Genomic DNA, 21351 nt, shown 5'->3' with positions numbered 1-21351 from the left:
GACCGTGGCCCGTCCGTCAGTCGCCAGAGCGTGGACGGGCGCCGCGATCGTCGCGGCGCTCGCCGTGATCGTGGTCATCCTGGCCGTGCTGGCCATGCAGCGCGTGTCGTCGGCCCCCGCGGCGCGACCGGCGACTTCGCCGGTCGCGCCCACGCCGTCGGACCAGCCCACGACCGGGGCGACGGAGACCGCGCTGCCGACGCCCGTCGCATCGGCGACCGCGCCGCCTGTCGTCGCACGTGCGGACGAGCGCTACCTCGCCGCGGGAACGGACGGCGTGATTTGGCGGGGCACCGCCGGATCCTGCGAGGACGGCACCGCGCCGCTGATCGAGCGGTCCATCGACGACGGGGTGACGTGGACGGATGTCACCCCCACCTACCGCGGCATCACCGAGCTGGTCAGCCTCGACGACTTCGCCCAGGACCAGGCGGACGCCGTCGCCTCCGTGCTCGACGGCGAATCGGCGGACAACCCGTGCGACGTGCGCGCCATGCGCACGTTCAGCGACGGCGCGTTCTGGGAGGACGATGCCGAGCTGCTCGCCGCCACGACCTACGCGGCGCCCGACGCGGTCGCGACGATCGTGACCCCTGGGGGTGCGATCGACGCCCCCTGCGCCGAGCCGCGCAGCGTGCGCAGCGGCGGGGGCCGCCTGGCCCTGGTGTGCGAGGGAAGCGCCTTCGAATGGGGCGGCGGCGAATGGATCGACCGCGAGGTTCCCACCGCGGTCGCCGTCGCCGTGACGGAGAGCGGGCTCTATGTCGCCCACGTCACCACCGACTGCGACGGCGTGCAGCTCTCCGCGGTCACGGACGGAGCGGCACAGCCCGCCGCGTGCCAGCAGGGCGTGGACCCGCGCTTCCCGCTCGCGCTCGACGTGACGGACGCGATCCGGATGTGGACCGGCGACGAGCTGCTCGCGACGGCGCTGCCGGAAGGCGCCGCCGGATGACCCGGATGATGATCGTCGGCCGCTGGGCGCGGTACGCCGTTCTGCTGGCGCTCGCGCTCGTGGCGGTGGTGTTGATCGCGCCCCGGCTGATGGGCGGGCCGGTGCCGGCCTCGGCGCCCGCGCCCTCCGACACCGCCGAGCCCCTCGTCGGGGTGGAGCCCACGCCGACCACGTCGCCGCTGCCGGCGGATCCGGAGCGCCGCTTCCTCGCACTCGACGGCGGGGGAGTGCTCTGGCGCGGCACCGCCGGATCCTGCACCGACGGCATCCCTCCGAAGCTCGAGCGCACGGCCGACGCCGTCGTGTGGCGCACCGCGACGCCCGCCGGCGCCGCGCAGCTGCTGGCGCTCGAGCCCGGCGACGCGCGCGACCAGGCCCGCATCGTGATCGCGACCGACGACGGATCCTGCGGGGTCGCCGAGCAGGTCACGGCCGCCGACGGGCAATCGTGGGAGAGCCCGGTGACGGTCGAGTTCGCGGTGGAGGAGCCGGTGGCGGGGGTGCTCGCCACCACGGACGGCGGATACGTCGCGCGCGACGACGAGGGGTGCGACGGGGTCGCGTTCTCGGGCGACGCCTGGACGGCGTGCGATCCGGCACTGGACCCGGCGGATCCGATCGCCATCGACCACGCGGACGGGAAGCTGTACGTGTGGAGCGGGGATGTCGTGACGGCCGTTGAGGTCGCTGCGGGGTGAAGGGCCCCGGCAGTCGGGTGAAGGCCGGGGCAGGGTTTTGGCGGTTTCGACTCGGTCGCTTCGCTCCCTCGCTCAACCAACTGGAGGGGTCGCGGCACCCTCGTGCAACCGGCTGGAGGGGTCGAGGTCCCTCGCTCAACGGCTGGAGGGGTCGAGCTTCCTGGCGCAACCGGCTGAAGGGGGCGCGGGAGTTGGGTCGAGCCGGGAGCGTGGTAGGATCGTCCTTTGGTGCCCACTGCGGGCACAGCGAACGTGAGCCCTCCACCGGCTCGTTGGCCCGGCATCGCCGGGAGAACGGCCCCGGAGTGGGATTCACGAACGACTCCGTTCGAAAAGAAAGCAGCACTACTGTGACGCGCACTTACACCCCGAAGGCCGGTGAGGCCCAGCGCGAGTGGCTCGTGATCGACGCCACCGACGTCGTCCTCGGCCGCCTCGCCTCGCACGCCGCCGCGCTCCTGCGTGGCAAGCACAAGGCGACGTTCGCCCCCCACATGGACATGGGCGACTTCGTCATCATCGTGAACGCCGACAAGGTCGCGCTCACGGGCCAGAAGCTTCAGCAGAAGCAGGCCTACCGTCACTCGGGCTACCCGGGCGGCCTCAAGGCCGTGTCGTACTCGGAGCTGCTCGAGAAGAACCCGGTCCGCGCTGTCGAGAAGGCCATCCGTGGCATGCTCCCCAAGAACAGCCTCGGCCGTCAGCAGCTCGCCAAGCTGAAGGTGTACACGGGTGCCGAGCACCCGCACGCCGCGCAGCAGCCCAAGACGTACACCCTCGACCAGGTCGCCCAGTAAGCGCCGGCATCCAAGGATTCAACGTGACTGACATCGACACCCAGAACTACTCCACGGAGACGCCGGCCACCGAGGCCGTCGACGCTCCCCGTCCCGTCCTCAACGTCTCCGGCGCCGCCGTGGGTCGCCGCAAGCAGGCCATCGCCCGCGTGCGCGTCGTCCCGGGCTCGGGCACGATCACGGTCAACGGCCGCACGCTCGAGGACTACTTCCCGAACAAGCTGCACCAGCAGCTGATCAACGACCCGTTCACGGTGCTCAGCCTCGGCGGCGCCTACGACGTGATCGCCCGCATCTCGGGCGGCGGCCCCTCGGGCCAGGCCGGCGCGCTGCGCCTCGCCATCGCTCGTGCGCTGAACGAGATCGACCGTGAGAACAACCGTCCGACCCTCAAGAAGGCCGGCTTCCTCACGCGCGACGCGCGCGTCATCGAGCGCAAGAAGGCCGGTCTGAAGAAGGCCCGCAAGGCCTCGCAGTTCTCGAAGCGCTGAGGCTGCCGGCTCCCATGCCGCTCTTCGGCACGGACGGTGTGCGAGGGCTCGCCAACGGCACCCTCACCGCCGATCTGGCACTGTCCCTGGCCCAGGCGACCGCGGTCGTCCTGGGCCAGGGCCGTTCGGCCGAGGCCCGTCGGGCCGCCGGCCGTCGCGCGGAGGTCGTCATTGGCCGCGACCCGCGCATCTCCGGCCAGTTCCTGTCGGCCGCGGTGTCGGCAGGCCTCGCCGCATCGGGCATCGACGTCTACGACGCCGGCGTCGTGCCGACGCCGGGTCTGGCTTTCCTCGTGGCCGACCGCGACGCGGACTTCGGCGTCATGGTCTCGGCGTCGCACAATCCGGCGCCCGACAACGGCATCAAGATCTTCGCGCGCGGCGGGGTGAAGCTCCCCGACGAGGTCGAGCGCCGCATCGAAGCCGCTCTCGCGGACGACAAGCTGCTGCCCACCGGCGCCGACGTGGGGCGCATCAGGGTCTTCGCCGACGCCGAGGACCGCTACGTCCTGCACCTGCTGCAGTCTCTGCCCAACCGACTCGACGGCATCCACGTCGTGCTCGACTGCGCCCACGGCGCGGCGGCCGGCGTCTCGCCCGAGACCTTCCGCGACGCGGGGGCGAAGGTCACCGTGATCGGCGCCGAGCCCGACGGCATCAACATCAACGACGGCGTCGGATCGACGCATCTCGACAATCTCGCCGAAGCCGTCGTCGCCGTGGGAGCCGACGTCGGCATCGCCCACGACGGCGACGCGGATCGCTGCCTCGCGGTGGACGCGCAGGGGCGCGTCGTCGACGGCGATCAGATCATGGCGATCCTCGCCGCGTCGATGAAGGAGCGCGGCGTCCTCGCGAAGGACACCCTCGTCGCGACCGTCATGAGCAACCTCGGTCTGCACCGGGCCATGCGCGAGCGCGGGATCACCGTGCTGCAGACCGCTGTGGGCGACCGCTACGTGCTCGAAGCGATGAACGAGGGCGGCTACTCGCTCGGCGGCGAGCAGTCGGGTCACGTCATCATGAGCGAGTTCGCCACGACCGGCGACGGCCTGCTCACGGGCCTGCACCTGCTCGCCGAGATGGCCCGCACGGGGAAGTCGCTCGCCGAGCTGGCGTCGATCATGACCGTCTACCCGCAGGTGCTCATCAACGTCAAGGACGTCGATCGCACCCGCGTCGCGGACGAGGGCGTGCAGGATGCGGTGCGCGAGGTGGAGGCCGAGCTCGGCGACACCGGCCGTGTGCTGCTGCGCGCATCCGGCACCGAGCAGCTCGTGCGCGTCATGGTCGAGGCAGCGGATGAGGCCACCGCCCAGCGCGCCGCGGAGCGCCTCGCCGACGTCGTGCGGGAGCGGCTCGCCCTGTAGCCCTCGCGGGGCACCCGGCGCGGGTGTCGAATCCTCCTCTTCGTAGAGCGAGCGGAGCGAGTCGAAACGCCCCGGGCTTGCCGCCCGTCAGGCCCAGCCGAGCTCTTCGATGTAGCGCAGCATGACGCCTTCGCGCAGCGCCCAGGGGGAGACCTCCAGCTCGCTCACGCCGAAGGCCTTCATCGCCTCGTGCAGCACGACCGCGCCGGCGGTGATCTGCACGGTGCGCTCGGGCGTGATGCCGGGCAGCTCCTTGCGGACGGCCGACGGGATCCGCGCCAGACGCGGGATCCACTGGCCCAGCGACTGGCGCGGCAGCACCATGCGCTCGATGCCCGACCATCCCGGGCGCGGATAGCCGGCCAGCTTCGCGAGCGAGCGGATCGTCTTCGACGACCCGACCACATGATCCGGCTTGGCCATGCCCTTCAGCCCCTTTGCGACCGGCGCCAGGATCTCGGCGGCGTGCTCGCGCAGGCGCGCGACGGCCTTCTCGCCGGGCGGATCCTCCATGAGGTAGGCGAGGGTCATCCGGCCCGCTCCGAGCGGGACGGACTCGGCGTACTCCGGCAGGTCCTCGTCTCCGGCGGCGATCTCGAGGGATCCGCCGCCGATGTCGAACAGCAGGATGCGCCCCGCCGACCAGCCGAACCAGCGCCGCACCGCGAGGAACGTGAAGCGCGCCTCCGTCTCACCGCCCAGCACCTGCAGCGGCTGGCCGAGCGCCTCCTCCAGCCGCGCGATCACCTCGGGACCGTTCGCCGCCTCCCGCACGGCCGACGTGGCGGTGGGCAGCAGCTCGGCGACGTTCTCATCCGCGGCGAGTGCTCGCGCGGTCGTGACGGCGCCGACCAGCGCGGTGACGCCCTCGTCCGAGATCGCGCCCGACGGCGTCAGGTAGCGCATCAGCCGCAGCACCGTGCGGTGACTCGACGTCGCGAGGGGGCGGCCGCCCGGATGAGCATCGGCCACCAGCAGATGCACGGTGTTGGAACCGATGTCGAGGACTCCGAGGCGCATGGGTTCCACGCTATCGGGGCTGCCGATCCGGCTCGGACCGAGCGTTCCGGCCCGCAGAGCATCCTCGCCGGGCGGCGTCGGGCGAGGGGGCGGAACGGGCGGCCGATACGATGTTGCGGATGAGCGCTGCATCCTTCGTTCCGGCCCCGCTCTCGCTGTACGGCGAGATCGCGCGCGACGACTGGTCGCGCCTCGCGGCGGGCATGGATCAGCCGCTCACGGAGGCCGAGGTCGTGCAGCTGCGCGGCATCGGCGACCGCCTCGACCTGACCGAGGTGCGCGAGGTCTACCTGCCGCTCAGCAGGCTGCTGTCGATCTACGCGAAGACCACGCGGCGGCTCGGCAGCGAGGTCAGCGGATTCCTGGGCCGAGAGGACTCGACGACGCCCTTCGTGGTCGGCGTGGCCGGATCCGTCGCGGTCGGCAAGTCGACCATCGCGCGTCTGCTGCGCGAGCTGATGAGCCGCTGGTCGGACACCCCGCGCGTCGAGCTCGTCACGACGGACGGCTTCCTCTACCCGAACGCCGAGCTCGAGCGGCGCGGGCTGATGGGGCGCAAGGGCTTCCCCGAGTCGTACGACCGGCGGGCGCTGGTCGAGTTCGTCACGAGGGTGAAGAGCGGCGCGGAGGAGGTGCGCGCGCCCTTCTACTCGCACATGAAGTACGACATCATGCCCGACGCGCACGTGGTGGTGCGCCGCCCCGACGTGGTGATCGTCGAGGGTCTCAACGTGCTGCAGCCGCCGCCCGCACCGAACGACGTCGCCGTGAGCGACCTGTTCGACTTCTCGATCTACGTCGACGCCGACGCCGGGCACATCGAGCAGTGGTTCATCGACCGGTTCAAGGCGCTGCGGGCCGCGGCGTTCTCCAACCCGGCCTCGCACTTCAACGTGTTCGCGCACCTCACCGACGCGGAGGCGATCGAGACCGCGCGCGGCTATTGGAACGACATCAACCTGCCGAACCTGATCGAGAACGTGCTCCCGACGAAGCACCGCGCCTCGCTCATCCTGGGCAAGGGCGCGGATCACTCCGTCGACTCGGTGCTGCTGCGCAAGCTGTAGCACCGCAGCCGCGGGCGTTCAGCCCGAGGAGCGTCCCGTCTTGTCCTGGAGGCGCTCGATCTGCTCCGACGCCTCCGCCTTCGACAGGTCGGCCGGGATCTCCTCGCCGGCCTCGCGCGCCAGCGTGTCGAGATAGCTGCGCTGCGGGGCCGTCATCGGCTCGTCGCCCGTGACCCACGTCGACGGGTCCTTCGCCGCGGGGTCGGCGCCGGAGTCGGCCGCACCAAGGGTGTCCGGGGTCTCGTCTGCATCCGTCATGCCATCGATCAAACCTGCGCATCGCCCCCGCGGGAAGGGGCTTGACGCGCGGAACGACCCGGCCGCGTGCCAGACGAGTTGCGCGCCCCGGCCCGGTGCGAGCGCTCCGATCGCCCGTCAGGGAGCGGATCGGCGCGCGGCCGAGGCGACCAGGTGGGCGCGCATGGCCGCGGCCGCGGCGAGCGGATCGCGGAGCCGGATCGCGCTCGCCACGGCGCGATGCTCGGCGAGCACCGCGCCGGCGTCCGCCGGGTCGCGCTCGGCGTCGGAGATGCGCGCCGACGGGAGCACGATGGCTCGCGCGCCGATGCGGTCCAGCGCCGTCAGCAGGTACCGGTTGCCCGAGGCGGCGGCGACGGCGCGGTGGAAGGCGAAGTCGGCGTCGACCGTCTCCACGGGCAGCGTCGCCTCGGCGAGCGCGGTCAGGGCCACGTCGATCGCGCGCAGGTGGGCCTCCGAGGGCGCGCGTGCGGCAAGCGCCGCGGACTCCGCCTCGATTGCGATGCGGAACGCATGGAGCTCATCGCGCTCGGACTCGCCGCGTGCCGACAGCCAGTCGTCGCCGGCGGACGCCGAGGGCGGCGTGAGGGCATAGCTTCCCGACCCCACCCGGGTGCGCACCAGCCCGAGCGACTGCAGTCGGTGGAGGGCCTCGCGCACGACGGTGCGGCTCGCGCCGAACTCGTCGACGAGACGGCCCTCGCTCGGCAGTCTGTCGCCGGAGGCGATCGTGCCGTCCACGATGCGATCGGCGAGGGTCCGGGCGATCTCCTCGGCGCGCGATCGGCTCATCAGGTCATCGTCCCACGGGGGATCGGCGGTCAACGGCCGATCGTCACCGAATCGGTCGTCCAGGCGCGTGCCTGACCGCTGAACGTGATGCCGAGACCGAGGCGGTCGGGCACGATCATCCGACCGTCGCGGGTCTCCAGCCGCTCCTCGAACAGCGGGTCGAGCCAGTCGAAGTGCTCGACCCACGGCTCTCGGGGGTAGCACGCGGCCAGGTGGAGGTGGATCTCCATCGCGAAGTGCGGGGCGAGGTCCAGGCCCGCCTGATCGGCCAGCGTCATGAGCCGCAGGAACGGCGTGACGCCGCCGACGCGGGGCGCATCCGGCTGGATGATGTCGCACGATCGTGCCGCGATGAGCCGCTCGTGCTCCCCGACGGACGCCAGCATCTCGCCCGTGGCGACGGGGGTGTCGAGCGCACGGGCGAGATCCGCGTGGCCCTCGGCGTCGTAGGCGTCGAGCGGCTCCTCGATCCAGACGAGGTCGAACTCCTCCAGGCGGCGGCCCATGCGCAGAGCCGTCGCGCGATCCCACTGCTGGTTGGCGTCGACCATGAGCGGAACGGCGTCGCCGATGTGCTCGCGCACCGCGCGCACGCGGCGCAGGTCCTCGGCGCTGTCCGGCAGTCCGACCTTGATCTTGATGCCGCCGATGCCCTCCTCGATCGATCGCGACGCGCGCTCGCGCACCTCGTCGATCGACGCATTGAGGAAGCCGCCCGACGTGTTGTACGTGCGCACGGAGTCGCGGTGGGCGCCGAGCAGCTTCGACAGGGGAAGGCCCGCGCGCTTCGCCTTGAGGTCGTACAGCGCGATGTCGATCGCCGCGAGTGCCTGTGTGGCGACGCCCGAGCGTCCGACGCTGGCTCCCGCCCAGAGCAGCTTCGTGTAGAGCTTCTGGATGTCGTTGGGGTCCTCCCCGATGGCAGTCTGCGCGACCTCGCGCGCGTGCGCGTACTGCGCCGGTCCACCGGCGCGCTTGGAGTAGCTGAAGCCGTGCCCCGAGTGCCCCTGCTCGGTCTCGATCTCGGCGATCAGGAACACCACCTCGGTCATGGGCTTCTGCCGGCCCGTGAAGACCTTCGCGTCGGAGATGGGGGTGGCGAGCGGTAGGCGCAGGGTCGAGAGAGTGATCGTGCGGATGGCGTCGGGTGTATAGGTCATGGCTCCTCCTCGAGTCGCTCTCAACCTAGCAGACAGATGACAAAGCTGTCATACAGGTAGCGATGCGAAAGGGCCCGTCGCCTCCTCGCGGAGCGACGGGCCCTGGGACGGAGGTCAGCGCACGAGACAGGGGCGCTTGGGGTCGAAGACCCACTCGCGCAGCAGGTACTGCATCGCGATCGCGTCGTCGCGCGCGCCGAGACCGTGCTCGAGGTACAGCGCGTTGGCGGCGGCGAGGCGGTCGCGATCCAGCTCGACGCCCAGACCGGGTGCGGCGGGCACCTTCACCTCGCCGTCGCGGATGAGCGGCGCGGCGGTCGTCAGCTCCTGGCCGTCCTGCCAGATCCAGTGCGTGTCGAGCGCCGTGATCTCGCCCGGGGCCGCCGCGCCCACGTGCGTGAACATCGCCAGCGAGATGTCGAAGTGGTTGTTCGAGTGCGATCCCCAGGTGAGGTCGAAGTCCGCGCACAGCTGGGCGACCCGGACCGATCCGGCCATGGTCCAGAAGTGCGGGTCCGCCAGGGGGATGTCGACCGCGTTCTCGCGCACCGCGTGCGCCATCTCGCGCCAGTCGGTCGCGATCATGTTCGTCGCCGTCCGCAGCCCGGTGCGACGACGGAACTCCGTCATCACCTCGCGACCGGAGAAGCGTCCCTCCGCGCCGCACGGATCCTCCGCGTATGCCACGACGCCGCGCAGGCGCTCGCCGAGGCGCACGGCGTCCTCGAGCAGCCATCCGCCGTTCGGATCGAGCGTGATCCGGGCATCGGGGAACCGCGCGGCGAGCGCCGTCACGACGTCGACCTCCGCGTCGCCGTCGAGCACGCCGCCCTTGAGCTTGAAGTCGCGGAAGCCGTATCGCTGGCGCGCGGCCTCGGCGAGGCGGACCACGCCATCCGCCGTCATCGCCTCCTCGCGGCGCACGCGCGCCCACGCGTCGGCGCCGTCGGGCTCGCGCAGATATGGCAGGTCCGTGCGATCCGGGTCTCCGATGAAGAAGAGATAGCCGAGCATCGGCACGGCATCCCGCTGCTGACCGGCGCCGAGCAGCTCGGCGACGGGGACCCCGAGCGCCTGGCCGTGCAGGTCGAGCAGCGCCGACTCCAGCGCCGTGACGGCGTGCACGGTCGTGCGCAGGTCGAAGGTCTGCAGTCCCCGTCCTCCCGCGTCGCGATGCGCGAACGCGCTTGCGACGGCGCGCAGCAGCGACCGGAACCGCGCGACGGGTCGGCCGATCAGCAGTTGTCCCGCTTCGGCGATCGTGGCGCGGATCGCCTCCCCGCCCGGCACCTCGCCGAGTCCCTCGCGCCCCTCCGAGTCGGTCAGGATCGCGATGTTGCGCGTGAAGAACGGGCCATGCGCTCCCGACAGGTTCAGGAGCATCGAGTCGTGCCCGGCGACGGGTACGACCTCGACGCGTGCGATCGTCGGGTTCATCGTTCCTCGCTCAGCTGGATCGCGCCGTCGATGCGGCGGTTGAGGTTCCACGGATTCGCGTCCTGCAAGGGAGCGGGAAGCAGCGCATCCGGGATGTTCTGGTACGCCACGGGTCGCAGGAAGCGCTCGATCGCGAGCGTGCCGACGCTCGTCGTGCGCGCATCCGAGGTCGCCGGGAACGGGCCGCCGTGCACCATCGCGTGCCCGACCTCGACGCCCGTCGGCCACCCGTTGGCCAGGATCCGTCCGGCCTTGCGCTCGAGCACCGGCAGCAGCTCGGCCGCGATCACATGGTCCGCGTCCGTGAGGTGGATGGTCGCCGTCAGCTGCCCCTCGAGGTGCGCCGCCGCGGCGGCGAGGTCGCCGGCGCCGTCGTAGCGGACCACGAGCGAGGCGGCTCCGAAGATCTCGCCCTGCAGCTCGTCGTCGGAGAGGAACGTGGAGATCTCCGACGCGTGCAGGACGGAGCCCGGCGCGTTCTCGCCCGGTCCCTCGGGCCCGCGCGCGACCGTCTCCACGCCCCGGCGGCCGGCGCGGGTCGCGACGCCGTCGCGCCAGGCGCCGGCCATGCCCGGCGTCAGCATGACCTGGCCATCCGAGCCGGACACGATCCGCCCCGCCTCCGCGAGGAAGCGGTCGCCGTCCTCGCCGTGCGGCAGGAAGACGATGCCCGGCTGCGTGCAGAGCTGCCCGCTCGAGCCGCTCACGCTCGTGACGTAATCGGCGGCGAGCCGCTCGGCGTCGCCCTGGAGCGCGCCGGGGAGGATGAACACGGGATTGACCGAGCTCATCTCGGCGTAGACCGGGATCGGGACGGGGCGGCTCTGCGCGGTCCGGACGATCGCGAGCCCGCCGGCGCGCGATCCCGTGAAGCCGACGGCCTGGATCGCCGGGTCCGCGACGAGCGCCTGGCCGATCGACGAGCCGGGGCCGTAGACCAGCGAGAAGACGCCGGGATGCAGACCGTGCGCCGCGACGGCCTCGGCGATCGCGTCGCCGACGAGCTCGCTCGTGCCGGGGTGGGCGTTGTGCGCCTTGAAGACGACCGGGCATCCCGCCGCGAGCGCCGAGGCGGTATCGCCGCCGGCCGTCGAGAAGGCGAGCGGGAAGTTGGAGGCGCCGAAGACCAGCACGGGACCCAGCGGCACCTTGCGCTGGCGGATGTCCGCGCGCGGCAGGGGCGTGCGGTCCGGCATCGCGGGGTCGATCCGGGCACCGCGGTGGTCGCCCTGGCGCACGACCTGGGCGAACAGCCGCAGCTGGTTGCTGGTGCGCGACCGCTCGCCCTCGAGACGGGGGCGCGTCAGCCCGGTCTCGAGCGACGCCCGCTCGACGAGCCGGTCGCCCAGGGCGTCGATGCGGTCGGCGACGTCCTCGAGGAACGCCGCGTGCTTCGCGGGCTCCAGGCGCGAGAACGACGCGAAGGCCTCGGCGGCGGCGGCCGTGGCGGCGGCGGCCTGGTCGGCATCGAGCAGCGTGTACGCCGGCTCGAGGCGCTCGCCCGTTGCGGGCGAGACGCCGTGCACGGTGCCGGAGGTGCCGGCGACGCGCTCGCCGGCGATCAGGGAGTGGCCGGTCAGCTCGGTCATGAGGTGTCCTTTCCGGTCAGATCGCGGCCGTCTGGCGGACGCGTGCGCGCTCCACGAGCGCGCGGAGGTCGGTGAGGTCCTGCTCCGTCAGATCCTGCAGCGGCGGGCGGACCGGCCCGGCGTCACGGCCGACGACACGCAGGCCCGCCTTCACGATCGAGACGCCGTAGCCGCGGACACGGTCGCGGATCTCGAGGTACGGCAGCACGAAGCGCGTGAGCTTCTCCGTCACGGCGGGGCGGTCCTGTGCGCGCACGTCGCGGTAGAAGTCGAGCGCGAACTCGGGGAGGAAGTTGAAGATCGCGGACGAGTACGTGCTCAGCCCCATCTGCAGCAGCGGGAGCGCGAACGTCTCGGCGGTCGGCAGGCCGCCCAGGTAGAACAGGCGGTCGCCGTTGCGCGCGTAGACCTTCGCGAGGTGCTCGATGTCGCCGACGGCGTCCTTGAAGCCGATGAAGGTCTCGTGCTTGTCCGCCAGGCGGGCCACCGTCTCCGCCGCGTACACGCCGTTCGCGCGGTTGTAGACGATCAGGGGAAGGCGCGTGGCCGCGGCGATCGCGTCGACGTGGGCCTCGAGGCCCTGCTGGTCGCACTCGGTCAGGTACGGGGGCAGGATGAGCAGGCCCTCGGCACCCGCCTGTTCGGCGGCACGCGCGTTCTCGACCGCCTGCCATGTCGCACCGCCCGCGGAAGCCAGCACGGGGACCTCGGGGCGCGACGACTCGACCGCCGCGCGGACGACGGCCGCCGACTCCGCCGGGCTCAGGCTGAAGCCCTCGCCCGTGCCGCCGGCGGCGAACAGGCCCGCGACGTCGAAGCTGGACTGCCATTCCACGTGCTCGCGGAAGGTCCGCTCGTCGAAGGCGAGATCCGCGGTGAAGGCGGTCACGGGGAAGGAGAGGAGCCCGTCCTTCAGATGGGCCGCGAGCTCTGAGGGGGTGAAACGTGCCACGTGTGCTCCTGAGGGCAATGCCGGTGACGCCGGCGTCGATCGGTTGCCTGCCACGCTAGGCGGCGCATCCCATACCCGTCCAAGCCCGAATCTGGATAGCTCGATGCGCTCGGGGTATCACTCGCGAATGTCGTCCAGGAGATCGATCACGCGCGCGAGGGCCGGGTTCGCGCTCGAGCGGCTCCAGATGGCATGCAGTTGCACGACGTCGTGCGCGACGGGCCCCAGGTCGACGTACGAGACGCCGTGGATGCCGAGCGCCCGCGCCGACTCGGGAACGAACGCGATGCCGCGGCCCGCGCCCACCAGAGCAACCATCGTGGCGATCTGGCTCACGATGTGCTCCACGCGTCCGTGGTCCACCGGAAGCATGCGCACGGCGAGGTCGTAGAAATAGCGCGCGCGGGTGGGGGAGTGCATGATGAGGCGCTCGCGCTGCAGCTGCGCGGGCGTCGGAGGCGCATCGAGCTCCGCCAGTGGGTGGCCCGTGGGCACCGCCAGCATGAGGTCCTCTGCCAGCAGGAGGCGGGAGTCGAACTCCTCCGCGTCGAAAGGGGGGCGCCCGAGTCCGATGTCGAGAGATCCGTCCTCCAGTGCCGACGTCTGCTGGCCTGTGACGAGCTCCTCGAGCTCGATCCGCACGTGCGGGAGCGCCTCGGAGATCGTGTTCAGCAGCGGGCCCAGGACGCTGTACCCCGACGCAGCGGTGAAGCCGATCCGGACCACGCCGCTGCGGCCCGCCGCCACCTCGCGCGCCGTGGCGGGCGCGCGCTCCACGCTCGCCATGATCTCCCTGCTCTCCCGGAGGAACGCGTCGCCGGCCTCTGTGAGCACGACCCGGCGGTTGTTGCGATCGAGCAGGCTCACGCCGAGCAGGGCCTCGAGGCGCTGAATCTGCCGGCTCAGCGGGGGCTGGGTCATCCTCAGGCGCTCGGCGGCGCGGCCGAAGTGCAGCTCCTCGGCCACCGCGATGAAGCACCGCACCTGATCCAGCGTGAAAGTCATGCCGTGAGGGTATCGCGCCATGCGGAAACGGGTTTGGACGTGCATTCACCGTGCTGCCTAACGTGGACCTGCCTCACACTGCAGTGGGGATGCGAAGCGGGCATCGACGCCCACGAAAGGACCCGACATGAACGCCATCCGATTCGCCGGGCTCGGAATCCTCGCCGCCGGCGCCCTCGCTCTCACCGCCTGCGGCGGCAACATCGCCTCGGGAGGCGACGCCGAGGAGTTCCCCACCGGATCGATCACCCTGACCGTCGGGCAGGCCGCCGGCGGTTCGACCGACCTCATCGCGCGGGCGGTCGCAGAGGGCATGGCGGAGGAGCTCGGCGTGTCCGTCCCGGTCGTCAACAAGCCCGGCGCGAACGGTGCCCTCGCGACCCAGGAGGTCGCGGCCGCGGAGCCCGACGGGTACAACCTCGTGCTGCTGAACGCATCGCTGATCACGATCACGCCGCTCGCCGTGAGCCAGGACGAGGCCGTGAGCCTCGACGACCTGACCGTGCTGAAGGGCCTGTCACAGGATGACTACGTGCTCGTCGCGAGCGCCGAATCCGGCCTCGAGAGCCTGGACGACCTCGAGACCGCGGAGAACCTGTCCTACGGCACCACGGGCGTGGGCACCGGCTCGCAGCTCGCGCAGGCGGCGCTGTTCGCGGAGGCGGGCATCGAGGGAACGGCCGTGCCGTTCGACTCGGGATCTCCCGCCCTGACCGCCGTCATGGGGAACCAGGTGCAGGTCGCGACCATCCAGCTCGGCGAGGCGAAGCCGCAGATCGACGCCGGCACCGTCGTGCCGCTGTTGACGTTCTCCGAGGAGCGCAACGAGTTCCTCCCCGACGTCCCCACCGCCACGGAGGTCGGCTACGACATCCCCGTCTCGCAGTTCCGTGCGGTCGCCGGTCCTGAGGGCCTGCCCGAGAACGTCCAGGAGGCGCTCGTCACGGCCATCGACGCCGCGCTGGAGACGGACGCCTACACGCAGCTCAACGAGACAAACCTGCTCACGCCGCACGAGATCGCGGGCGACGAGGTGGTGGCGGAGTGGACCGAGCTCGCCGACACGTACCGCGCGCTCGTCGAGGACAACGGCATCTCGCTCGGCGAGGGCTGATCCGCGAGCGCGGCCGGGTCGTTCCGGCCGCGCTCGCCCGCACGAAGATCCGATCCAGAGAGGACGACGCGATGGCCGACCTGTTCCGCCTTCCCGTGCCGGCCGCGGACGACACCACGCCGCTTCCCATCGACGACACCCCGCCGCCGGCCGGTCCGGTCGCGAATCTCGCGGCTTCGTTCGTCGCCGCAGCGGTGGGCGTGATCGGCGTGGTGCTGGCCGTCGGCCTCGGCGTCGGGACGCCCGCTCAGCCCGGTGCGGGACTGTGGCCCCTCGGCGTCAGCATCGTCGTGATCGGCCTCTCGCTCGTCCAGGCCGTCGTCGGCCGGCGCGGCGGCGACGGCGAGAAGTTCCAGCGCGCGTCGTGGATGACGCTGATCGCGTTCGCCAGTCTGATCGTCTTCGTGATGCTGATGCCGATCGTCGGCTTCGAGATCCCGATGCTGCTGCTCGCCTTCCTCTGGCTGCGCGTGCTCGGACACGAGCGCTGGCTGGTGACGGTCCTCGGATCCGTCCTGACCGTCGCCGCCTTCTATCTGATCTTCGTCGTCGCGCTGAAGACGTCGATCCCCCACCTCGTCTGACACCCGCGGAGACACCATGGACTTCCAGCCTGTGCTCGACGGCTTCGCGACCGTCTTCGAGCCCCTCAACCTGCTGTATTGCCTGATCGGCGTGGTCGTCGGCATGCTCGTGGGCGTGCTGCCCGGTCTCGGGCCAGCCGCGACGATCGCGATCCTGCTGCCCCTCACTTACGGGATCGAGCCGGTCACGGCGATCATCATGCTCGCCGGCATCTTCTACGGTGCCCAGTACGGCGGCACAATCACCTCCGTCCTGCTGCGCCTGCCGGGAGAGGCGAGCTCGGTCGTCACGGTGCTCGACGGATACGCGCTCGCCAAGCGCGGACGCGCGGGAACGGCGCTCGGGATTGCCGCCATCGGCTCGTTCATCGGCGGCACGATCTCGATCCTCGCGCTGACGGTCTTCGCGCCGATCCTCGCGGGGTGGGCGCTCGACTTCGGCCCCGCTGAGTACGCCGCGCTGGCGCTGCTGGGCATCCTGCTCGTCGCGACGATCTCGAGCGGCTCCAAGCTGAAGGCGATCATCGCTGCGGGCATCGGGCTCCTGCTCGCGACCGTCGGACGGGACCCGTTCACGGGGGCCGAGCGCTTCACGTTTGACAGCATCCAGCTCGCCGACGGCATCGACTTCGTGCCGATCGCGATGGGACTGTTCGGCCTGGGCGAGATCCTGCACAACATGGAGGAGCGGCACCGCGCCGAGACGATGGCGCCCGCGCGCGTCGCCAACGTCTGGCCGAGCCGCGCCGATCTGCGCCAGTCGTCCGGGGCGTTCGCCCGCGGATCCGTGCTGGGCTTCCTGCTCGGCCTCCTGCCCGGCGGCGGCGCGACCATCGCGTCCATGGCGGGCTACGCGGTCGAGAAGCGGCGCGCGAAGGACCCGTCGCGCTTCGGCCACGGGGCGGTCGAGGGTATCGCAGGACCGGAGACCGCCAACAATGCGGCGGCGACGAGCTCGTTCATCCCGCTGCTGACGCTCGGCATCCCGGCGAACGCCACGATGGCGCTGATGTTCGGCGCCCTGCTGATCCAGGGCGTGACGCCCGGCCCACAGCTCGTGGACGAGCATCCCGACCTGTTCTGGGGGGTCGTCAACTCCATGTACATCGGCAACGTCCTGCTGCTGATCATGTCCCTGCCGCTCGTCGGCCTGTTCGTCCGGATCCTGCGCGTCCGCGCCGCGATCCTCGCGCCCATCACGGCGCTCATCACGCTCGTCGGCGCGTACACGATCAACAACTCGATGTTCGACGTGGGTCTCGTCGTCGCGTTCGGCGGCCTCGGGTACCTGATGAAGAAGTTCGGCTTCGAGCCCGGTCCGCTCGTGCTGGCGTTCGTCCTCGGGTCGCTGCTCGAGTCGAGCATCCGCCGCTCGCTGCTGCTGTTCGACGGCGACGCGACGGGCTTCCTCACGCGGCCGATCTCCGGCGTCCTGATCGTGCTCGCGATCGTCGTCGCGGTCCTGCCGGTGATTCAGTCCACGCTTCGGCGCCGCCGGGCAGGCAAGCGCGACGAGCGCGAACTCGTCGGTCGCCGATGACGGGGGCGGTGCTCGCGGTCCGCGCACCGGGGGCCGAGGGGCAGGCGGCGCTCGCCGCGGCCGTGGAGGAGGCGGCGCTCCGCCGCGTCCCGCTCGTCGTCGCGACGACGCCGGGCGCCTCGGCCGACGCCGGCGGCGATGCCCGGGTCGTCGTGCTCGCCGACCCGGACGACGCCGAGGACCTGGCGCGGATCGTCGAGGAGAACGAGGTGGCGCTCGTGGTCGTGGGCATGCGACGTCGCGAGGAGACCGGTCGGTTCGTCGTCGCCACCGCCGTCATGCGGGCCGTACTCACGCTGGATGCACCCGTGCTCGTCGTGCGGCCCTGAGCCGCAGGCGGGCGGCCGCGAATGCCGCGTGGCGGTGCGCCGAGGTCGTCGGGTGGGGTGCGCTCACGCCACCACGGCCGCGGCACGCCGCTCGAAGCCGCGGCTCGGGATCTCTCAGCCGGCGACCCTAGGATCGACGCTATGTGTGGAATCGTCGGTTACGTCGGCCCTCGGGACAGCCAGGACATCCTGATCGCGGGCCTCGCGCGGCTGGAGTATCGCGGTTATGACTCGGCCGGCATCGCGGTCATCGACGGCGACGGCTCGCTGCATTCGGCGAAGAAGGCGGGCAAGCTCGCGATGCTGCGCGACGAGCTCGCGTCGAGCCCGATCGCGGCCGGCACGACGGGCATCGGCCACACCCGCTGGGCCACGCACGGCGGCCCCACCGACGTCAACGCGCACCCGCACCTCGCCGACGACGACAAGCTCGCCGTCATCCACAACGGCATCATCGAGAACTTCTCCGAGCTGAAGGCCGAGCTGCTCGCCGAGGGCTACACCTTCCGCAGCGAGACCGACACCGAGGTCTCGGCCGTGCTGCTGGGCCGCGAGTACAGCGCGCACGACGGCGACCTCGCCGCCGCGTTCCGCGCCGTCGTGAACCGCCTCGAGGGCGCGTTCACCCTTCTCGTGATGCACCAGGACCACCCGGGTCTCGTGCTTGGCGCGCGGCGCAACTCGCCCCTCGTGATCGGCCTCGGCGAGGGCGAGAACTTCCTCGGCTCGGACGTCGCGGCGTTCGTCGAGCACACCCGCAACGCGCTCGCGATCGGTCAGGACCAGATCGCGGCCATCACGCCCGAAGGCGTCGAGGTGACCGACTTCGCGGGCAACCCGGTCGAGGCGGAGCCGTTCGAGGTCAAGTGGGACGCGACCGCCGCCGAGAAGGGCGGCTGGCCGAGCTTCATGGCGAAGGAGATCTCGGAGGAGCCCGAGGCCGTCGCCAACACGATCCTCGGCCGCGTCCACGACGGCAAGGTCGTGATCCCCGAGCTCGACGGCATGGACGAGCTGTTCGCGGGAATCTCGCGCATCGTGATCGTTGGCGCCGGCACTGCCGCGTACTCGGCACTCGTCGGCAAGTACGCGATCGAGCAGTGGGCCCGCATCCCCGTCGACGTGGAGCTCGCGCACGAGTTCCGCTACCGCGATCCGCTCGTCGGCCCCGACGTGCTCGTCATCTCCATCAGCCAGTCGGGCGAGACCATGGACACCCTCATGGCCGTCAAGGAGGCGAACCGCCTCGGCGCGAAGACGCTGTCGATCTGCAACACGCAGGGAGCGACGATCCCGCGCGAGTCGGACGCTGTCGTCTACCTTCACGCCGGCCCAGAGGTGGCGGTGGCGTCGACCAAGGCGTTCGTGGCGCAGATCACCGGTCTGTACCTGTTCGCGCTGCACGTCGGGCGCATCCGCGGGACGGTGTCCGCCGAGGTCCAGTCGGAGGCGATCCGGGAGTTCGCGGACCTGCCGGAGAAGATCCGGTGGATCCTCGAGAACGAGCAGGAGCGGATCGAGCAGCTCGCGCACTGGATGGCCGACACGCGCTCGGTGCTGTTCCTCGGGCGTCACGTGGGCTACCCGATCGCGCTCGAGGGCGCACTCAAGCTCAAGGAGATCTCGTACATCCACGCCGAGGGCTTCGCGGCCGGCGAGCTCAAGCACGGACCGATCGCGCTGGTCGAGCCCGGCCTGCCCGTGTTCGTCGTGGTGCCGTCGCCCAGCGGCGCGCCCACGCTCCACGCGAAGGTCGTTTCCAACATCCAGGAGATCCGTGCGCGCGGCGCCCGCGTGATCGCGATCGCCGAGGCCGGCGACGCGGCCGTGCTGCCGCACGCCGACGAGGTGTTGCGCATCCCGCTCGCGGGCCCGCTGTTCGAGCCGATCCTGGCCGTCGTGCCGCTGCACATCTTCGCGATGGGCCTCGCCAACGCCAAGGGTCTCGACGTCGACCAGCCGCGCAACCTCGCCAAGTCGGTCACGGTCGAGTAAGGCCGCCCGATGATCGTGGGGATCGGGGTGGACCTGGTCGACATCCCGCGCTTCGAGCGCAGCATCGAGCGCACCCCGAAGCTGCTCGAGCGCCTCTTCACCCCGCATGAGCGCGAGCTCCCGCTGCGCTCGCTCGCCGCGCGCTATGCGGCGAAGGAGGCGCTCATCAAGGCGCTCGGCGGATCGGACGGCGTGCACTGGGACGAGATCGAGATCGCCCGTCTGGGTGAGAGCGTGCCGCCGAAGTTCACACTGTCCGGATCGACGGCCGAGGTCGTCGCCGCGCGCGGCATCACGGCGCTGCACCTGTCGCTGTCGCACGATGCGGGCCTGGCCATCGCGTACGTCACGGCCGAGGCAGCCGGCGGCCCCGATGTCGCCGACGACCTCGACGCGGTCGTCGCCGGGTACGTGCCCGACATCGAGCAGCTCGACGTGCCGGAGCCCGAGGATCCGGAGGAGCCGCGATGACGAGCATGCGCGAGGCCGGGATCGACCTGTCGGCGATCGAGCACAACGTCCGCACGCTGCGGGAGCTGACGGGCACGCCCGAGTTCATCGCCGTCCTCAAGGCCGACGGCTACGGTCACGGGGCCGTCGACGTCGCGCGCGCGGCGCTCGCCGGGGGAGCGACCCGCCTCGGCGTCGCCGACATCGGCGAGGCGCTCGCCCTGCGCGACGCGGGCATCGATGCGCCCGTGATCGCCTGGCTGCACGCGCCGGACGAGACCTTCGTCGAGGCCGTCGCCCGCGACATCCAGCTCGGCATCTCGAGCCTGGATCAGCTGAACGCGGCCGCCACGGCGGGCGGTGCCGTGGTGCACCTCAAGCTGGAGACCGGCCTCGCCCGCAACGGCCTGTCGCCGCAGGACTGGTCGACGGTGTTCGCCGAGGCCGCGCGGCTCGAGCGCGACGGGCTCGTGCGCGTGGACGGCGTCTTCAGCCACCTGTCGAACACCTCCGACGAGGAGGACCTCGTCCAGCTGCGCCGCTTCGAGGTGGGTGTCGCCGCGGCGGAGGCCGCGGGCCTGCGCCCGTCGGTGCGCCACCTCGCCGCGACCGCCGCTGCGATCGCGCTGCCTCAGACGCGCTTCGACGCCGTGCGCATCGGCATCGGCCTCTACGGGCTCTCACCGTTCGAGGGGCGGACATCGGCCGACCTCGGTCTGCGCCCGGCCATGACGCTGCGCGCCCAGGTCGTCGCCGTGCGCCGAGTGCCCGCCGGGCACGGGGTGTCGTACGGCTATGCCCACCGCACGCACGGCGAGGCGACCCTCGCGCTCGTGCCCCTGGGCTACGGCGACGGCGTGCCGCGGCAGGCATCGGGGGTCGGGCCCGTCGTGATCGGCGGGCAGCGCTTCCACGTGGCGGGCCGGATCGCGATGGACCAGTTCGTCGTGGACGTGGGCGACCATCCGGTGTCCGTCGGCGACGAGGTCGTCCTGTTCGGCGATCCCGCCTCGGGCGCCCCCGCGGCCGAGGAGTGGGCGGACGCCGCCGGCACGATCAACTATCAGATCGTGACCGGCATCGGGAGGCGCGTGCCCAGGGTGGCCGAGTGATTTCCGACGACCTGCTCGGGCGGTTCGAGGTCGCGACCGCGGCCGACATGGAGGCGCTGGGAGAGCGGATCGGATCGGGCCTCGTCGCCGGGGATCTCATCGTGCTGACGGGGCCGCTCGGGGCCGGGAAGACGACGCTCACGCGCGGCATCGCGGCGGGGCTCGGCGTGCGCGGCCCCGTGCAGAGCCCGACGTTCGTGATCGCGCGCACGCACCCGTCGCTCGTCGGCGGGGCCCCGCTCGTGCACGCCGACGCGTACCGGCTGGACTCGGCGCTCGAGCTCGACGATCTCGACGTGGACGTGGACGGCTCCGCCACGATCGTGGAGTGGGGCCGCGGCAAGGTCGACGGCCTGCGCGACGTGTGGTGGGACATCGAGATCGAGCGCCCCTCCGGCATGAGCGAAAGCGGCGACGCGGCCTCGCCGGAGGACCTCGACCTCGACGCCCCTCGCGTGGTGACCATCGCCAGGGTCACGGCCTGACCTTTTGTTCGCTCAGGGAGCGGAGCGAGTCGAAACGGGGGGTCCCCTGGCGGGTTGTGGCCTGGGACGGTTCTGCGGGCTTCGAGTCGTCGCTGCGCTCCTCGGTCAATCGGCGGGGGCGTGCTGCTTGTTCGTTGAGCGAGCGGAGCGA

General features: G+C 71.6%; 21 protein-coding genes and 1 pseudogene. 14 read left to right on the top strand and 8 right to left on the bottom strand.

Features of this window, described 5'->3' with window-relative positions; translation table 11 throughout:
• The first annotated feature begins 4 nt into the window (after positions 1-4).
• The 5 genes from BJP60_RS13315 (at position 5) to glmM (ending at position 4311) form a co-directional block, all read left to right on the top strand.
• Positions 5-955, top strand: coding sequence for a hypothetical protein (locus BJP60_RS13315; RefSeq protein WP_203136296.1), 951 nt, complete (start codon positions 5-7; stop codon positions 953-955).
• The gene (locus BJP60_RS13310; RefSeq protein ID WP_203136295.1) at positions 952-1653 is read left to right on the top strand and encodes a hypothetical protein; all 702 of its coding nucleotides are present in this window, start codon (positions 952-954) and stop codon (positions 1651-1653) included. Before BJP60_RS13315 ends, BJP60_RS13310 begins: the two co-directional genes overlap by 4 nt.
• Before the next feature lie 350 nt (positions 1654-2003).
• A complete protein-coding gene (gene rplM / locus BJP60_RS13305) occupies positions 2004-2450 on the top strand; it encodes a 50S ribosomal protein L13 (RefSeq protein WP_203136294.1) in 447 nt (148 codons plus the stop codon).
• Between the two features lie 23 nt (positions 2451-2473).
• Positions 2474-2941, top strand: coding sequence for a 30S ribosomal protein S9 (gene rpsI, locus BJP60_RS13300; protein ID WP_203136292.1), 468 nt, complete (start codon positions 2474-2476; stop codon positions 2939-2941).
• A gap of 14 nt (positions 2942-2955) precedes the next feature.
• On the top strand, positions 2956-4311 hold the full coding sequence (gene glmM / locus BJP60_RS13295; protein ID WP_203136290.1) for a phosphoglucosamine mutase: 1356 nt from the start codon (positions 2956-2958) through the stop codon (positions 4309-4311).
• A gap of 87 nt (positions 4312-4398) precedes the next feature.
• On the opposite strand, the gene BJP60_RS13290 is transcribed toward glmM, so the two are convergent.
• A complete protein-coding gene (locus BJP60_RS13290) occupies positions 4399-5331 on the bottom strand; it encodes a Ppx/GppA phosphatase family protein (protein WP_203136289.1) in 933 nt (310 codons plus the stop codon).
• A gap of 119 nt (positions 5332-5450) precedes the next feature.
• Here BJP60_RS13290 and coaA point away from each other — a divergent pair, with 119 nt between their 5' ends.
• The gene (gene coaA / locus BJP60_RS13285) at positions 5451-6398 is read left to right on the top strand and encodes a type I pantothenate kinase (protein WP_203136288.1); all 948 of its coding nucleotides are present in this window, start codon (positions 5451-5453) and stop codon (positions 6396-6398) included.
• Between the two features lie 18 nt (positions 6399-6416).
• Here the strand turns inward: coaA and BJP60_RS13280 are convergent, their stop codons facing one another.
• The 7 genes from BJP60_RS13280 to BJP60_RS13250 form a co-directional block, all read right to left on the bottom strand.
• Entirely contained in the window at positions 6417-6656 is a 240-nt protein-coding gene (locus BJP60_RS13280) for a DUF3072 domain-containing protein (RefSeq protein ID WP_203136287.1), read from the bottom strand.
• Positions 6657-6773: 117 nt separating this feature from the next.
• Complete coding sequence (locus BJP60_RS13275) at positions 6774-7448, bottom strand: FadR/GntR family transcriptional regulator (protein WP_203136286.1); 675 nt, start codon at positions 7446-7448, stop codon at positions 6774-6776.
• A gap of 29 nt (positions 7449-7477) precedes the next feature.
• Positions 7478-8608 (bottom strand): L-talarate/galactarate dehydratase, encoded by a 1131-nt coding sequence (locus BJP60_RS13270; protein ID WP_203136284.1) that lies wholly within the window; start codon positions 8606-8608, stop codon positions 7478-7480.
• A gap of 114 nt (positions 8609-8722) precedes the next feature.
• The gene (locus BJP60_RS13265) at positions 8723-10045 is read right to left on the bottom strand and encodes an enolase C-terminal domain-like protein (protein ID WP_203136282.1); all 1323 of its coding nucleotides are present in this window, start codon (positions 10043-10045) and stop codon (positions 8723-8725) included.
• Positions 10042-11634 carry an aldehyde dehydrogenase (NADP(+)) gene (locus BJP60_RS13260; protein ID WP_203136281.1) on the bottom strand — a complete coding sequence of 531 codons (1593 nt, stop codon included), beginning with the start codon at positions 11632-11634 and terminating at the stop codon, positions 10042-10044. Before BJP60_RS13260 ends, BJP60_RS13265 begins: the two co-directional genes overlap by 4 nt.
• A gap of 16 nt (positions 11635-11650) precedes the next feature.
• Positions 11651-12586, bottom strand: a complete 936-nt coding sequence (gene kdgD, locus BJP60_RS13255; RefSeq protein ID WP_203136280.1) for a 5-dehydro-4-deoxyglucarate dehydratase — start codon at positions 12584-12586, stop codon at positions 11651-11653.
• 117 nt (positions 12587-12703) lie between these two features.
• The gene (locus tag BJP60_RS13250; RefSeq protein WP_203136279.1) at positions 12704-13591 is read right to left on the bottom strand and encodes a LysR family transcriptional regulator; all 888 of its coding nucleotides are present in this window, start codon (positions 13589-13591) and stop codon (positions 12704-12706) included.
• A 127-nt stretch (positions 13592-13718) separates the two neighbouring features.
• Between BJP60_RS13250 and BJP60_RS13245 the strand changes: the two genes are divergently transcribed.
• From BJP60_RS13245 to tsaE, 8 genes and pseudogenes are all read left to right on the top strand, one after another.
• Positions 13719-14705 carry a tripartite tricarboxylate transporter substrate binding protein gene (locus BJP60_RS13245; RefSeq protein ID WP_203136278.1) on the top strand — a complete coding sequence of 329 codons (987 nt, stop codon included), beginning with the start codon at positions 13719-13721 and terminating at the stop codon, positions 14703-14705.
• A 71-nt stretch (positions 14706-14776) separates the two neighbouring features.
• Entirely contained in the window at positions 14777-15289 is a 513-nt protein-coding gene (locus BJP60_RS13240) for a tripartite tricarboxylate transporter TctB family protein (protein ID WP_203136277.1), read from the top strand.
• Between the two features lie 16 nt (positions 15290-15305).
• Positions 15306-16829, top strand: a complete 1524-nt coding sequence (locus tag BJP60_RS13235) for a tripartite tricarboxylate transporter permease (protein WP_203136276.1) — start codon at positions 15306-15308, stop codon at positions 16827-16829.
• 8 nt (positions 16830-16837) lie between these two features.
• Positions 16838-17158, top strand: coding sequence for a universal stress protein (locus BJP60_RS13230; protein ID WP_203136275.1), 321 nt, complete (start codon positions 16838-16840; stop codon positions 17156-17158).
• Between the two features lie 141 nt (positions 17159-17299).
• Entirely contained in the window at positions 17300-19153 is a 1854-nt protein-coding gene (gene glmS / locus BJP60_RS13225) for a glutamine--fructose-6-phosphate transaminase (isomerizing) (RefSeq protein WP_203136274.1), read from the top strand.
• Between the two features lie 9 nt (positions 19154-19162).
• Positions 19163-19513: pseudogene (locus tag BJP60_RS13220) on the top strand (holo-ACP synthase); the annotation flags it as partial.
• Between the two features lie 107 nt (positions 19514-19620).
• Complete coding sequence (alr, locus tag BJP60_RS13215; protein ID WP_203136271.1) at positions 19621-20715, top strand: alanine racemase; 1095 nt, start codon at positions 19621-19623, stop codon at positions 20713-20715.
• 47 nt (positions 20716-20762) lie between these two features.
• The gene (gene tsaE / locus BJP60_RS13210; protein WP_203139380.1) at positions 20763-21200 is read left to right on the top strand and encodes a tRNA (adenosine(37)-N6)-threonylcarbamoyltransferase complex ATPase subunit type 1 TsaE; all 438 of its coding nucleotides are present in this window, start codon (positions 20763-20765) and stop codon (positions 21198-21200) included.
• Positions 21201-21351 lie beyond the last annotated feature (151 nt).

Origin of the sequence: Microbacterium sp. JZ31 (genome assembly GCF_016805985.1) — a bacterium.
Taxonomy (GTDB): Bacteria; Actinomycetota; Actinomycetes; order Actinomycetales; family Microbacteriaceae; genus Microbacterium.
The sequence above is the reverse complement of the archived record's forward strand: the minus strand, read 5'-3'. Positions and strand labels throughout refer to the sequence as shown.